Below are 13,885 nucleotides of genomic sequence, written 5' to 3' on the forward strand. Positions count from 1 at the left end.
GCGTGTGCGCGACGTAATTTTCATCTCCGATTTTCTCCCAACATTGAGCCTCATGCCCCGATTTCTGTTTCTCCTGCTACTTCTGATCACCCCAGCACTCCGCGCTGCCACGGTGCGTGCCTATGTGGACCCTGAGCGAGCGGCAGTCGGCCAAACCGTGCTCTACGTCATCGAGGTGCGAAATGCCGCCTCCATCCAGCCGCCGCAGCTCACCCTCCAACCACAACTCGGCCAAAACTCCGCAATCGAGCATCAGCGAGCGATACAAGTGGACGGCAATACTGGCCAGCGCAGCGTGGTGGATACCTTCACATGGCAAATCGGGGGCAATGTGCCGGATGAGTACACCATCCAGGCACATGACGTCTTCGTGGACGGTGATGTGGTGAAAACAAACCCCGTCCGCCTCATCATCACGGATGCCCCCACGCCTAGTCAGCAGGACGAGCAGACGACACCGCTCCTCCAGCTCGAAGTCGGCAAAACGGAGATGTATCAAGGCGAGGTCGTACCGCTCAAGGCCACCCTTTTGGTGCCCAGGAGCCTCAATGTGCAGAGTTTCGGCCTCATCAATGTGGAGAAGAATGATGTCGCTGTTTCCCGCTTCCCGCACGGTGCGGTGCCCTCTCAGACCGTGATCGGAGATGTGGGGTATATGGCCTACTCATATCAAACCACGCTTTCTCCCATGAAGGCGGGCCAACTGCGTGCAGGACCAGCGACGATGGAGGTGATTTTCCAGCTCATGCAGGATCCACGCGGCATGCCGGGCATGCGTTTGCCTCCAGGGTTTGCCCAGATGTTTGCAATGCCGATGGGGCCTGCGCGGCGTGAAATCATCCGCAGCAATGAAGTTAAAATCAATGTCCTGCCTCTGCCAGAAGAGGGCAAGCCAGCCTCGTTTTATGGCGTCGTGGGTGATTTCACACTCGCAGCAGGTGCTGCGCCGACCGATGTCGCAGTGGGCGACCCGCTTGAGGTCAAGCTCATGATTGAAGGCGTGGGCAACTTCGATGCAATCAATGCGCCACTCATGACCAAGCCAGATGGCTGGCGTGGCTACCCCGCCAAGCGCTACAATGTGGATGGTCCGCAAGATCCCAATCAAATCTCTTCCTACCTCCCGCCGGGTTCGCCACGGCGCATTGGGTTCATGCAGATTTTCGTGCCAGAGCGGCAACTCACGGAGATTCCACCATTTGAATTGAGCTACTTCAGTCCCACGCAGAAGCGCTACATCACAGTGAGCACGCAGCCGCTCCCGGTGAATGTGAAGCCGGGCACGGCTGCCGCCTTGGAAGGGCCCGGAACCGCGTCTGCCGCCTCAGGCCCAGCCAGTGCAGTGCCAAAGCCGCCACCTGTCTTGCAGCCGAAGCCAGAGCTCAGTGACATCCTCGTGCGTGTGCCTGCACAGCCGAGTTGGCGCTCTGCCGTACCGCAGGCCTCTCTACTGGCCAATACACGGTTCTGGGCCGCACAGGGAGTGCCAGTGGCCGCATTGGCACTGGCGCTGATGACTGCCATGTTGCGCAAACGCCGTGCGGAGCAGACCACCGGGCTGCGTGGTGAGTTGCGCTCACTTTGGGGCACCCTGGAGCAACGAGGGCTGGATGATCGCACCTTTCTGCAACGTGCGGCCTATTTCATTCAGCGCTCTCATGAGGGTGGAGAAGTGAAGGATGCAGAATTGAAGCTCATTTTGGACCGCTACGAACAAGTTAGCTTCCAAGCAGGCACGCAGGCTCCCGCACTCACGACCAAAGAGCGGCGCAATATCCTCACAGCCCTGCGCCCCTTGATGCAAGCAGCGGTCATCACCCTGCTATTCGCCGCCTCCATCCTGCCTGCGCAGGCGGCAGACCGAGGTGCTGCGCAAAAACTCTATGACCAGGCCCGTGAGCATCTGGAGAATGGTGAATTCACCAAGGCGCAATACTTCGCAGAGAACATCCTACGCCAGGATGCCCCGCTGCTGAGTGCGGATGTTTTTAACATCATCGGCCATGCACGCTTCCGGCAGAATGATATGGGCCGCGCCGCACTCTGGTATCAGCGTGCTGCCTTGCTCGATCCGCTCAATCCAGAGCTGCGGCAGAATCTGCGGCTACTGGATGAAAAGCTGCGTTTTTTTGTCGTGCCGCAGCCATCTACGCTGGGGCAGTGGAGTCTGCTGCTGCCAAAGGATACCTGGGTGCTCATCGCCACTGCGGGAGCATGGCTAGTCCTCCTCGCGCTAGCGTGGCGGGTGCTGATCGGGCGGGCATCTGCGCAGAATGCGAGGCCGAGACTGCTGGTGGTGCTGCTAGTGCTGCTCGGAGTGGGTTTATGCCTGCCATCTGCCGCACTCGCGACGCTGCGCCCCGCTGCGCCATCGCGGGTGCATGATGTGATCGTCATTACGGCGCCAGAGACGAGTCTGTATGCGGCTGCAACGCTCACCAGTGCCGCGCAGCTCGATCTACCACCTGGTAGCCAAGCACGCTTAATCCAACAGCATGAAACCTGGAGCTACATCGAGGTCGCTGGCGGTGACGAGCCTCTACGCGGGTGGGTCGAGTCCAGTGCGTGGCAAAAGCTATGGATATGGGACGAGGCAGCCCTGCCTTGAGCCCTCTTCGCATGAAACCCAGAGTCTGATTTAGGATCTACGAACCCAACCATCATGCGCCTCATCTCCGGCAGTGCAGGGGGCATCCCGCTCGAAGTCCCCAAGTCTGTCACCCGGCCCACTCAGGACCGCGTGCGACAGGCCGTGTTCTCGATGCTCGCGGAGGTGATCCCTGGTGCTCATGTGCTGGATTTATTCGCGGGTTCAGGAGCCTTTGGCCTCGAATGCCTCAGTCGTGGAGCTGCCAGTGCCATATTGGCGGATCAGGACCGCGCCGCCTGCGAGGTCATTCGCCGCAATGTGGCCAAAACACGACTCACAGGTGCCACGGTGCGTCAAAGTGATGTTTTTCGCCTCTTGGAGCTGCTGCGTGCCGATGGACGAGTTTTTGACCTCATTTTCGCAGATCCGCCTTACAAGCACCATGCGACCGATATCGACTTCACGGCTCGTTTGTTCCAAGAATCGGCCTTGAGCCAGATCGTCGTTCCTGGCGGGATTTTGCTCCTGGAAGCGCTCGATGATCGAAAGCCTCCCCAGCATGATCCGCAGCATTGGGAGCTGTTAGCAGATCGCACTTATGGAAGCACTCGCATCCTTTGCCTGCGCCGGAGGCTCACATCTCCAGAAAGTTCTTCAGCAGCTTCTTCCCATCCTGAGTGAGGATCGACTCTGGGTGAAACTGCACCCCATGGATAGGGAGTTCTTTATGCCGTAGGCCCATGATCTCGCTCTCATCATCCCCAGCGGTAGCGGTGATTTCTAGGCAGTCTGGCAGCGTGTCCCGTTTCACGAGGAGCGAGTGGTAACGCGTGGCCTCAAACGGTGCGGGCATGTTTTTGAAGACGGATTGCCCCTGGTGGCGAATCATGGAGGTCTTGCCATGCATGAGCCGTCCTGCACGGACGACATCACCGCCGAAGACATGACCGATAGCTTGATGCCCGAGGCATACACCGAGCAGTGGGGTGGTTTTGCCAAAGCGCTCGATCACTGCGCAGCTGATGCCGGCCTCCTTGGGAGTGCATGGGCCGGGTGAGATGCAGATGTGGTCCGGTTTGAGCTTGGCGATTTCCTCCAGAGTGATCTGATCATTCCGGCGGATCTCCATGACGGCTCCCATCTCGCCAAAGTACTGCACGAGGTTGTAGGTGAAGGAGTCGTAGTTGTCGATGATCAGGAGCATAAAGCGGGAGCAAGCTGGCGAGCATCGTCGCGGCTGCAACTCGGCACTAGGGCAAGAAAAACGCCATGAGGATCAAAGCTAGCTTGATGCTCATGGCGTCTGAAATGGATTCACGAGATCACTCGTGAGGCGGATCACTCTGCGGCGGCAGCAGCAGCCTCAGGGGCGGTGTCAGTCTTGGGCTTGGCGGCTTTCTTTGCAGCGGGCTTTTTGACGGCGGCCTTTTTGGCGGCAGGCTTTTCAGCTTTTGCGGCCAGACGGGACTTGCGGCTCACGCCAGCTTTGACGAGGGCGTTCTTGCGGGCGAGGTACTTCTTCCGGCGGCGGCGTTTGACGATCTTATTGAGTTGCTGTCCCATGGGGTTGTCTTGGAGGTCTGTTGGTTAGAATGGAGGGCCGTCAGACTTCCATGATTCCTCAAAGGCGCAAGGGCCAAATCACGCTCATGACAGACATATCAGGCACTTATTCCAGCAAATAGCCGGCAGCTTGTCTTTGGAAGCGCTCCACCTCATAGGCACATTTTTCTGCATTCCAGCCGAGTTCTGGCGCGATCAGCTCAGCGACAATGGGCGCAGTGCTCATGCTGGCGGCGGCATCTAGCAGTAGGCTACGGCTGCGGCGGGCGAGCACATCCCCCACGGTGCGTGCCATTTCATGGCGCACATGGAAGAGGACCTCCGCGCCCGTCAGATCGAGCCGCGGATGGAGCCGGGTGGCTAGCTCCGGTCTATTTCTGGCCAAATCACGGATGCGGGCTGCATCCGAGCCATAGACGGCGAGTGGATCGTCCGGGGAGAGCACCGTCTCTGCGCCATGCACTCGCAGCTCATGCGTCACACAGCGGCGGGGGCCCATTCCGCCCACCATCTCGGCATGATCGATGACATCCTCTGCCATGCGCCGGTAGGTCGTCCACTTCCCGCCTGTGACGGTGAGCAGCCCAGAGTCGGAAACGAGGATGGTGTGATCGCGGGAGAGTGCGGCAGTGCTCCCAGCCTCCTTGGAGGCCACGAGAGGCGCAATCCGGCAAAAACACTCAGCACATCAGTCACCTTCGGGTCACGAGTGAGATATCGTGCAGCGTGTGTCATGAGAAAGTCCACTTCCTCTGGCAAGGCGCGTGGTTCCAGGCTCACATTCGAGACAGGAGTGTCAGTGGTGCCGACGATCACGCGGTCATGCCATGGCACGGCGAAGAGCACCCGCCCATCATCCGTGCGCGGGATCATGATGGCGGTTTTGCCGGGTAAAAACTCCTTCGGCAGCACCAGATGCACTCCTTGACTGGGTGTGACGAGTCCACTAGCACCAGCTTCGTCCATTTTCCGCACTTCATCGACGAAGACGCCAGTCGCATTGATCACGCAGCGTGCACGCAGCTCATGTTGGGCACCGGTTTCCATGCACTCCACGCGGATTCCGGCGAGATGGTGGTTTTCTTTGATCAAACCTGCGCAGCGGGTGTGATTGAGCACCACGGCACCATGATTAACCGCTGTCTGTGCTAGATGCACGGCTAGACGAGCATCATCGAACTGCCCGTCGTGATACACCACGCCGCCATCCAGTCCCTCACTCTCCAGCGTGGGTAGCAGTGTCATCATTTCACTGCGACTGAGAAAGCGTGATGGCTCAAGCCCGAGTTGCCCCGCTAGGGTGTCATAAACTTTGAGCCCGATGCCGTAAAAGGGCCCTTCCCACCAGTGATAGCTGGGAATGACGAAGGGCAGACTGCGCACGAGGTGCGGTGCATTCCGGCAGAGTAGCCCACGCTCACGCAGGGCCTCTAGCACGAGGGAGACGTTCCCTTGCTTCAGATAGCGTACGCCACCGTGGACCAGCTTGGTGCTGCGGCTGGAGGTGCCTTTGGCAAAGTCTGACTGCTCCACCAGCACCACGCTATGGCCACGCGAGGCGGCATCCACAGCGGCACCGAGTCCTGTCGCACCGCCGCCGATGATTGCGATGTCCACGGGACCTCGCTGGGCACGCATCTGATCAAAAAGTCGTTCTAGGTTCATGCGGATGCAGCTTATGCCGCCAAATCACGCCTGTCGGCTAGAATTTGATGCCCCAGGGGACTTGAGCAGCGCTATCTCAGCGCTCCTCGACCCACGATGGAGCAGGGTAGCTGCCGATGACTTTGACGCTGACATTTTGTGCCTCCAGAGCACGCAGTGTGTCCTGGAGTGGGGGATCGTTGTGGTGGCCGCTGATTTCGAGGAAGAAGCGTGCCTGGCGGCCGCTTACCTCACCAGGGACGGGGCGGTTTTCGATCTGCCGCACATTGACGTTTTTGGAGGCAAAGATTTGCAGCATCTCCATGAGCGAGCCGACTCGGTCCCGTGCATCGAGCATGAGCATGGTGTTGTCATTACCCGATGGCGGGCCGCTGCGGCGGCCTAGCACGATGAAGCGTGTCTGCGTCGCATACTCGCGTGGGGAGGTGGCGAGTACGCGGAGCCCATGCAGCTCTGCTCCGAGCGGAGTGCCCAGTGCGGCGATGGCTGGATCACGAGCGGCGGCATCCGCAGCGGAGCTGGAATTGGCACTCTCGACGAGCTCTGCCCCAGGGAAGCTCGAAACGAGCCAGGGGCGGCAGTGGGCGATGAGCTGCGGATGACCGTGGATGGCGGTGATCGGCGTATGGGGGCTCTGCGCCATGACAGCGGCATCTGCCTTCCACAAAACCTCTGCGTAGATGCTCAAGTCACTGCCTGCTAGATGATCCAGTGTGTGATGCACGGCCCCCTCGGAGCTGTGTTCGATGGGTAGCACTCCGTAGTCGGCCTTTTGGGCCTGGATACGGCTAAAAACGGCCTCGGTGCTGGCTTCGGCGATGTACTCGACGCAGTGGCCGAATTTGTTCACTGCTGCCTGGTGAGTCCAGGAGCCTGCGGGGCCGAGGTAGGCGATTTTTAGGCTGTCCTCCAGTGCCAGCGCAGCGCTCATGATTTCGCGGAAAATCGCTCGGATCGCCCTCTCGGTCAGGCGGCCATTTTGTGCCGTATTGAGCTCCACCAGGCGGCGCAGGAGCTGGTCTTCACGTCCGGGGACGTAGATGTCGAGATCGTCCTTGCGCTTGATTTCGCCGACGGCGTGGACCAGCTCGGCTCGCTCATTGAGGAGTCGGAGGAGATCGCGGTCGATGTGATCGATCTTGGTGCGGACTTCAGGTAGGGAGAGCATGGCCGCAGGCGTAGGGTAGGGAAATTATTCTTCGCCAGAATCAGCGTCACTAGCCGGTGTGGCTGTGGCAGCAGGTGCGACAGGGGCGAGGGCGAGCTGCTCCTCCTGGGGCGAGGAACTGGCACCCGGCTGCTCGGACTCAGCCGCGGGGAGTTTCACTCGGCGGAGCTCCTGGGAGTTCGGCATCTCATCGAGCGATTTGACGCCAAAATGATCGAGGAAAGCCTCCGTGGTGCCGTAAAGGAGCGGGCGGCCAGGTAGATCTGCCCGGCCTTCGATTTTCACCAGACCGCGATCGACAAGCTGCTGCATCATCGCATCGACGGAGACGCCACGGACGGCCTCGACACCTGCTTTGGTGATGGGCTGGCGGTAAGCGATGATGGCCAGAGTCTCCAGCGCTGGCTGACTGAGGCGTTGGATCTTTTTACCAGGGTAGAGAGCGCGGCACCACTCGGCATATTCACCGCGTGCACAGATACGCCAGCCATTCGCCCTCTCAGCCAGGGTGAATGAATGCTTCTCCTCCTCATAGCGCAGGATTAGCGTGTCGATAGCCGCGCGGATTTGCTCCTCCGTCGTGTCCATGAGGGGTGCGACCCACTCAGGAGCGGTACAGACGCCATCTTCACCGGTAGCGGCCTCACGGATGTCTTTGGCAGTCTCTTTGACCGCCGTGCACATCTGTGGCAGGCCCAGGGGCTCCTGGGAGGCAAAAAGAAGGGCTTCGACGATCGGGGTGAGTTCCATGTTAGGGCGGGCACTCTCAAGCGAGGCATGCACGGGAGTCAAATTTTGACTCGACCTGCCAGCGGAAGGTGGAGGGCCAAAACGGGGAGTCCGGGCACCTCAGGGCTCACTTGCGGATCGACTTGAGAATCTGCGTCATCAGGCCGTCTGGTCGTCCCTGGTTGGCTTGTTGGGTGGGGGAGGCCGGTGGGAGTGGGCGGATCGCATCCAGGACAGCCTCGGCATGTGTCACTGGCAGCGAGTAGTGGCCATCTTTCTCAGACCAGTGCGTCGTGGCATGCGGCAGCAGTGAGGCTAGGCGCTGTGTGTAGGACCAGTCGATGTTTTTATCCTGCTTCCCATGCCAAAAGCGGATGGGAGCGGTGATCTGGCTGACTTCAAAGCCCCACTCATGCAGATAAATGTCTGCATCCGCGATGACATCCGCCGCAGGCCTGTCCAGCGCGGCGAGTGTGGCTGCCCGTACGACGTCAAAGATCCCAGGCAGGAGCAGCACCCGGCGGTCCTCCTCTCCGAGCATGCGCATGAGCAATGTCAGAGGGAAGCGATCTGGTCTGCCGCGTGCGATACGACCACCCAGCTTCAGGATGCCTGCGAGCACCGTGGGGAAGAGGCTGCGTAGCTGGATCATGACGCGGTAGATCCAGAACATCTCTCGGTCGCCGAGGAATTTCAGCGGAGGGGCTCCGCAGATGATGCTGACACTGAGCACGCGTTTTGGCAGCAATAGCGCTGTCGCCAATGCATAAGGCCCGCCACCAGACCAAGCGAGAACGTGCCAATTATCCGCGCCTACATGAGCCGCCAGCGCAGTGAGCGTGTGCTGCCAGTCCGTGAGTGTGCGCCCCGGCTGTGCCTCGGAGAGGCCTATACCTGGTCGATCTGGGCAGATAAGGCGGAGCCCCCTCTCTCTAGCCTGCTCATCAAAAAGGCTGCCCTGCAAACGCGAAGAAGGCCAACCGTGAAAGTAGAACACCACTTCACCGTGTGGGTCGCCGTATTCGGCGTAACCCAGCTTCCGGCCGTTTGGTAGGGTGATGATGTGATCGGACATGTGCAGGCTGGAGAAATCAGAATGGCTCCGTGATGACGAGCTCCTGCTCGCCCAGCAGTGATGAGCTGTGTGGCATGCCTCGGGCAATCGTGAGTCCAAATTGCTTCACGGCGTGCTCTTCGAGGTGGGCCACTGCTTCATCGATGTCGTCCGTCCATTTAAAGAGCTGCAAGTCCTCTGGGCTGATCGTGCCGCCCGCGAGCATCGCATCCATGAACTGCCGCATCTCTCCCCAGAACTCTGAACCCATGATGACGATGGGGAAGTTGCGGATTTTTTTGGTCTGAATGAGTGTCAGCGCCTCAAACATCTCATCCATCGTGCCAAAGCCACCGGGCAAAATAATGAAGCCGTAACTGTATTTGATGAGCAATGTTTTGCGCACAAAGAAGTGCTCCATCGTGACCCAGCGGTCGAGGTAGGGATTATGACTTTGTTCAAAGGGGAGCTTGATGTTGCAGCCGATACTCCGGCCTCGTACATCCTTCGCGCCGCGATTGGCGGCCTCCATGATCCCTGGGCCACCGCCAGTCATCACGGTGAAGCCCATTTTGGAGAGCGCGGCACCCATCTGCCGAGCCAGTTTGTAGTACCGGTGATTTTCATCGAAGCGAGCACTGCCAAAGACCGTCACGCATGGTCCCACAAAGTGCAGAGCACGGAATCCGCGCAAAAAGTCCGCGACCACACTGATGAGCAGCGAGAATTCCTTCAGTCGTGGATTCGGCCCACGCAAAAGGACGCGATCAACGAGCTCGGAGCAGTATTTATCCTCTTCACGTTTCTCCTGCGGTGTCGGTGGAGGCACCGAAGCGCCGCCGAGCGTGTGGGAGGGATCTTTCTCGCGATCTTGGATAATGGGGGGAGTCATAAAAAGCTGATGAAAGAGTAGATGCGCATCGAGTCTGCTTGTTCAGTGGAAATTACACATTCTTTTCAAGGAAATGAACCCGTGAGTAGGCGAAAAAAAGCGCAGGCCATAGTGGCCTGCGCTCGGTGTCGTTCACGAAAAAAGGAACTCTGCCATCACTTAAGCGGCAGATGCAGCTTTGGCTGCGGCCTCCTCAGCGGCTTCCACTTCGGATTCGTCGCGGTGGGACTCGCCAGCGTCATCGCGGTCAGAGCGATTGCTGGGCTTTGCACCACTGATTTGGAGCGGACGTCCCATGAATTCCTTGTTGGTAAGCTCCTGCACCGCACGGCGGGCCTCCTCCACGCTGCCCATCGTCACAAAGGCAAAGCCCTTGGAACGTTGCGTGCGGCTATGGACTACGACCTCAGCGTTTTTCACGCTGCCCACTCCCTGGAAGAGCTCAAAGAGATCACTCTCCGTAGCGTCGTAGCTCAGATTGCCCACATAGAGGCGTTCTGTGTTCACATCCGCAGGCACGGCTGGCACGTACTCACGTGGAGCACGGGGCTCACGCGGTGGACGAGGCTGCCCACCACCCTCAGCACGGGGCTGGCGTGGCGCATTGCCGGAGCTTGGACCACCTGCGGAGCTGACGATGGTAACATTCGTCTTCGGAGCCTGTTGGGGCCTGCTGGAGGTCTTTGGTTTGCAGAAGATACCGAGGCTCAGTTTGTTCATGAGCTTCTCGAAACCACTGCGTTCGTCGATGGTCTTGAAGGCAGGGCGACCACCGTTGGATTCACTGCCAGGTGAGCCGTGTCGGCTGCCGCGTCCGCGGCGGCGGCGGTTACGGTTGCGATTGCCGTTGTTTTCGTTGTTATAGGACATGTTTATCTAGGTGCTTGTATTGGGTTCGGTTGTTTAGCAGGGCCTCGGATCACGGCGGCAGGGGCTGAGGCGGGCAGCGGACAGGCATGGTAGGCCTCGTCCGCGCATGTCAGCCAGGCTCCGCAGGGGCCGATTGGGAAAAGGGGCCGGTGCGGTGCCGCAGGTGGCGGGCACAGTCTCCAGCGCCGGTGGGTACCGTCCCGGATGCTCAAATCTGTCCGTGAAGGCGGACATCACGAAGCGGCGTCCCAGCGGATCACACATCCGGGCGAGAGGGCACATCCTGCGCCGTCAGGAGAGACGAGAAGGCGCATTCAGGTTTGTTTCGCGGTCAGGGGGCGCGGCTTCGGAGCGGTAAGGGGGCTGCTCTGAAAACTGCGGGTAGATACTAGGCGCTCTTTTGCCTCTGGCAAGGTTGGTGTACACAGGAACGCCGTTTCCGAGGGGGCTCTTAATTGAAGGGTGCGTTCGGATAAGTCGGATAGGTCGAATAGGCCCCATAGGACCTATACGGCCTATTCGAACAGCTAGGAGCTTCTCGCGAGGTCGGTTTTCTCAAATTTACGAATTTATCACATTTCTATGAGAAATAGTTGATGTGGTTATTATGGAGGATATATTTTCCATAACAACGCATCTGCCATGCTCCTCCTCGCCACACCCTTCGCCTTCAGCTCTGCTCTACGCACTGCTTTCGCTGCTCTGGCCGCTTTCTGCCTCCTGCTAGTTCTGGCAGCGCCCTCTTCTTCACAGGCCCAAAACGGCTACTACGCCGCTGGCAACTACACCGCCGCTCAGGCTCAGGCTGCTTATCAAGCCCAACAACAGGCCTATGCCCAGAACCAGGCCGCTTGGGCTGCCTACCACCGCCAGCAGCAGGCTTATGCCCAGAACCAAGCCGCTTGGGCGGCTTACCATGCCCAACAGGCTGCTGCGGGCCGTGCTCCGCGTCAGCAGCAGGCTGCGGCTCCGCGTGCGGTCGCTGTTGCTCCACGCCAGGCGGCTCCCGCTCCTCGTCAGGCAGCTCCGCAGGCGGCCATCGGCGGTGGTGGCTCTTCCTCGATCCGTTTTGATGGTCGTTTTGCTTCCCTCGCCTCCGGTGCTCCTGCGGCGGTGCAGCATGCTGTGTATGCGGCTAATAAGATTCAGAACAAGCCCTACCTGCGCGGCGGTGGCCACGCCAGCGTGGAAGACAGTGCTTATGATTGCAGTGGCAGCGTCAGCTATGTGCTGATCAAAGCGGGACTGTTGCGTGCGCCTTTGGCCAGCGGTGCTTTCATGAACTATGGCGAAGCGGGTCAGGGCCGCTTCATCACGGTGTGGGTGAAGCCAGGGGAGCATGTGTTCATGACGATCTGCGGACTGCGCATGGACACCAGCGGTGGTAGCGTGGGCGAGGGCCCGAGATGGCGTGTGAAGAGCCGCAGCATGGCTGGCTTCGTTGCTCGTCATCCTGCTGGCCTTTAATTCTCACTTTTGTGACGCGATTCTCACTCTCGAAACGAACGAACGAACCGGGAATGCGAATCAGGTGAGCGGGATCGGGGCAAAGCGCTGCCCGGGAGGCGGAAAAGGGTGCGGAAGGTGCCGAAAAGGGCCTCAAAGCGGGCCAAAACGGTGATCAGCGGCCAAAATGGGCCGATGAGAATTGGGAGTCGCTCTCACGGTTGTGAGGCACATCGTTCAGCCTCAAGAAATTCTCCGTTTTTTGGCCATCTGGATGGCGGAGCGTTTACGGCGTAGCAGTGGGAATGCGAGTCCGCAGAAGATAAGGAGTCCTCGACTAGGCTCAGGTGCTGCAGTGGCCGTGAATGTGAGTCGAGCAGCGGCTAAGTAGAAGGGGTTATCAATCGAGGCGAGGGAGAAGGTAAGGGGCGTGGATGTGGCGGAGGAGGTCGCGGTGGCGGTGGCCTCTTCTCCCCAGATGCTATAGTCTTGGTAGCTATCTGCTAGCTGCTGCTGCCAGCGAAAGGTGACCCAGGAAAAGGTGGGTTCGTCGATGGATGGCACCTCTAATGTGTCGCCACGGATTACACCACCGACCGAGTCAAAGATGCCGCTGTTTGCTCGGATGCTGAGTGTGCTGGGCTCGTCTGTGCGAATGAGTAATTCCAGGACGACGTCCCCATTGCCACCAATCAAGATCGGATTGATATTGCTGAGGATATGTCCTGGTTGGGAGGCGATGACCAGCAGGTTGTCATCGATCAGAAATCGACTTTTGGGAGAGGAGCTTTGCCACCAAGGATTTGTCGTATTGTTGACGCTCGCTCCGGGGGTGACGGGTAGAAGGGAAAAGTCGGTGTCCCAAAGAACGCTTACAGCGAAGGATGGCGTCAATCCGCTGCTGAACAGGAATGTTAGTATAAGGATGAATTGGGTGAAATTGACCTGTTTAAAGTTGTAGGTGTCCAAAGGAGCGTTTCGCATTTTTGAAAATCAAGAGTGGTGAGTTGGTTCATATTTGCGAAGCGCTTAGTTTTTTCAAATATTAATTAGCTGTGAAATATTAGTTTTTGAAAAAGTCACGTTTTACGAACCAAAAGCCTTGATCCTTGGCAAGACTGGAATTTATTGAAAATATGGTTTGTTATAATTCCTCCCTCCGCGCTGCCTTTTCATTCATTGCTCTTTGCTTCCTATCGCTGGCCTCGCCTTTGCTGGCATCCACGGCTTATTTCTCGGTGAATTTGTCAATGCTGGGGCTTACCAGTTATGACTCGGACATTGATGGTTTTGGGGTGGTGGTGTCCAATTTTGATCTGGGAGCTGTCTCGACTGAGTTGGCGGGTATCCATGTCACGGTGACGGCAGAGCCTTATGGCTCAAATCCTGATTCTCGTGCGTGGGCGACGATGTCGCTGCTGCAACCCGCCGTGAGCGGTGGCCCCGTGACCTGGACCTACACCTTTGATAAGCCAGTCTTCGGACGCTGGCTGGCTCCGGCGCAGACCTTCAACAATGGTGAGCTGACGACCTTTATCGGAGAAGGGGAGCTTTCGCCCTATACGACGACATCTTGGAATCCGAATCTGGTGCTCACGGCCAACTCCATCCGCAATCCGACAACGACGGCAGTGGCGCAACCTTTTAGCTACACAGCGACGACGGCGGCCACGAGTTATGGATATCGGCAAGAGGACTTGAATGGCATCTTCAGTGGGCAGGCGATCAGTTTCGAGGTGGCTCATGCACCGGAGCCGACACGGGGAGTATTGCTGATGGCGAGTGCATTGGGACTGCTGATCAGGCGGCGCAGGTCATGCTAGGGATGGATATGGACGTGAGTGGATGATCTCTTGACCACGGCGGATCGTCCCCCTACAACCGGGGTTCACCTTTTTACGCCGCCGC

12 protein-coding genes and 1 pseudogene are annotated in these 13,885 nt (G+C 58.7%); 4 read left to right on the forward strand and 9 right to left on the reverse strand.

Annotation, left to right across the window (positions count from 1 at the left end):
- Positions 1-52: 52 nt before the first annotated feature.
- Both IPK32_18855 and rsmD read left to right on the forward strand, forming a co-directional pair.
- Complete coding sequence (locus IPK32_18855; GenBank protein ID MBK8093969.1) at positions 53-2,608, forward strand: BatD family protein; 2,556 nt, start codon at positions 53-55, stop codon at positions 2,606-2,608.
- 54 nt (positions 2,609-2,662) lie between these two features.
- Positions 2,663-3,271 carry a 16S rRNA (guanine(966)-N(2))-methyltransferase RsmD gene (gene rsmD, locus IPK32_18860; protein ID MBK8093970.1) on the forward strand — a complete coding sequence of 203 codons (609 nt, stop codon included), beginning with the start codon at positions 2,663-2,665 and terminating at the stop codon, positions 3,269-3,271.
- On the opposite strand, the gene IPK32_18865 is transcribed toward rsmD, so the two are convergent.
- From IPK32_18865 to IPK32_18900, 8 genes and pseudogenes are all read right to left on the reverse strand, one after another.
- The gene (locus tag IPK32_18865) at positions 3,225-3,794 is read right to left on the reverse strand and encodes an aminodeoxychorismate/anthranilate synthase component II (protein ID MBK8093971.1); all 570 of its coding nucleotides are present in this window, start codon (positions 3,792-3,794) and stop codon (positions 3,225-3,227) included. The genes rsmD and IPK32_18865 overlap by 47 nt on opposite strands.
- A 134-nt stretch (positions 3,795-3,928) precedes the next feature.
- Positions 3,929-4,153 carry a hypothetical protein gene (locus IPK32_18870; protein ID MBK8093972.1) on the reverse strand — a complete coding sequence of 75 codons (225 nt, stop codon included), beginning with the start codon at positions 4,151-4,153 and terminating at the stop codon, positions 3,929-3,931.
- A gap of 106 nt (positions 4,154-4,259) precedes the next feature.
- Positions 4,260-5,818, reverse strand: a pseudogene (locus IPK32_18875) (glycerol-3-phosphate dehydrogenase/oxidase).
- 76 nt (positions 5,819-5,894) lie between these two features.
- On the reverse strand, positions 5,895-6,986 hold the full coding sequence (locus tag IPK32_18880; protein ID MBK8093973.1) for a chorismate mutase: 1,092 nt from the start codon (positions 6,984-6,986) through the stop codon (positions 5,895-5,897).
- 24 nt (positions 6,987-7,010) lie between these two features.
- Positions 7,011-7,574: an SMC-Scp complex subunit ScpB gene (gene scpB, locus IPK32_18885; protein MBK8093974.1), complete on the reverse strand. Its 564-nt coding sequence runs from the start codon at positions 7,572-7,574 to the stop codon at positions 7,011-7,013.
- A 268-nt stretch (positions 7,575-7,842) separates the two neighbouring features.
- Complete coding sequence (locus IPK32_18890; GenBank protein ID MBK8093975.1) at positions 7,843-8,790, reverse strand: alpha/beta hydrolase; 948 nt, start codon at positions 8,788-8,790, stop codon at positions 7,843-7,845.
- Positions 8,791-8,806: 16 nt separating this feature from the next.
- The gene (locus tag IPK32_18895; GenBank protein MBK8093976.1) at positions 8,807-9,661 is read right to left on the reverse strand and encodes a TIGR00730 family Rossman fold protein; all 855 of its coding nucleotides are present in this window, start codon (positions 9,659-9,661) and stop codon (positions 8,807-8,809) included.
- A gap of 159 nt (positions 9,662-9,820) precedes the next feature.
- Entirely contained in the window at positions 9,821-10,381 is a 561-nt protein-coding gene (locus IPK32_18900) for a hypothetical protein (protein ID MBK8093977.1), read from the reverse strand.
- Positions 10,382-11,173: 792 nt separating this feature from the next.
- On the opposite strand from IPK32_18900, the gene IPK32_18905 reads away from it, so the two are divergent.
- On the forward strand, positions 11,174-11,998 hold the full coding sequence (locus IPK32_18905; protein ID MBK8093978.1) for a hypothetical protein: 825 nt from the start codon (positions 11,174-11,176) through the stop codon (positions 11,996-11,998).
- A 222-nt stretch (positions 11,999-12,220) separates the two neighbouring features.
- Here the strand turns inward: IPK32_18905 and IPK32_18910 are convergent, their stop codons facing one another.
- Positions 12,221-12,961: a hypothetical protein gene (locus IPK32_18910; protein MBK8093979.1), complete on the reverse strand. Its 741-nt coding sequence runs from the start codon at positions 12,959-12,961 to the stop codon at positions 12,221-12,223.
- Between the two features lie 125 nt (positions 12,962-13,086).
- Between IPK32_18910 and IPK32_18915 the strand changes: the two genes are divergently transcribed.
- On the forward strand, positions 13,087-13,800 hold the full coding sequence (locus IPK32_18915) for a PEP-CTERM sorting domain-containing protein (GenBank protein ID MBK8093980.1): 714 nt from the start codon (positions 13,087-13,089) through the stop codon (positions 13,798-13,800).
- The last annotated feature ends 85 nt before the right edge of the window (positions 13,801-13,885 follow it).

The organism is Verrucomicrobiaceae bacterium, assembly GCA_016713035.1.
Lineage (GTDB): Bacteria > Verrucomicrobiota > Verrucomicrobiia > Verrucomicrobiales > Verrucomicrobiaceae > Prosthecobacter.

Excerpts from the sequence above, each read along its gene's own strand:
- IPK32_18870 (MBK8093972.1), bottom strand. The coding sequence starts at position 4,153 with ATGGGACAGCAACTCAATAAGATCGTCAAACGCCGCCGCCGGAAGAAG.
- IPK32_18905 (MBK8093978.1), top strand. The coding sequence starts at position 11,174 with ATGCTCCTCCTCGCCACACCCTTCGCCTTCAGCTCTGCTCTACGCACT.
- IPK32_18895 (MBK8093976.1), bottom strand. The coding sequence starts at position 9,661 with ATGACTCCCCCCATTATCCAAGATCGCGAGAAAGATCCCTCCCACACG.
- rsmD (MBK8093970.1), top strand. The coding sequence starts at position 2,663 with ATGCGCCTCATCTCCGGCAGTGCAGGGGGCATCCCGCTCGAAGTCCCC.
- IPK32_18910 (MBK8093979.1), bottom strand. The coding sequence starts at position 12,961 with ATGCGAAACGCTCCTTTGGACACCTACAACTTTAAACAGGTCAATTTC.
- IPK32_18855 (MBK8093969.1), top strand. The coding sequence starts at position 53 with ATGCCCCGATTTCTGTTTCTCCTGCTACTTCTGATCACCCCAGCACTC.
- IPK32_18890 (MBK8093975.1), bottom strand. The coding sequence starts at position 8,790 with ATGTCCGATCACATCATCACCCTACCAAACGGCCGGAAGCTGGGTTAC.
- IPK32_18880 (MBK8093973.1), bottom strand. The coding sequence starts at position 6,986 with ATGCTCTCCCTACCTGAAGTCCGCACCAAGATCGATCACATCGACCGC.
- IPK32_18900 (MBK8093977.1), bottom strand. The coding sequence starts at position 10,381 with ATGAACAAACTGAGCCTCGGTATCTTCTGCAAACCAAAGACCTCCAGC.
- scpB (MBK8093974.1), bottom strand. The coding sequence starts at position 7,574 with ATGGACACGACGGAGGAGCAAATCCGCGCGGCTATCGACACGCTAATC.
- IPK32_18865 (MBK8093971.1), bottom strand. The coding sequence starts at position 3,794 with ATGCTCCTGATCATCGACAACTACGACTCCTTCACCTACAACCTCGTG.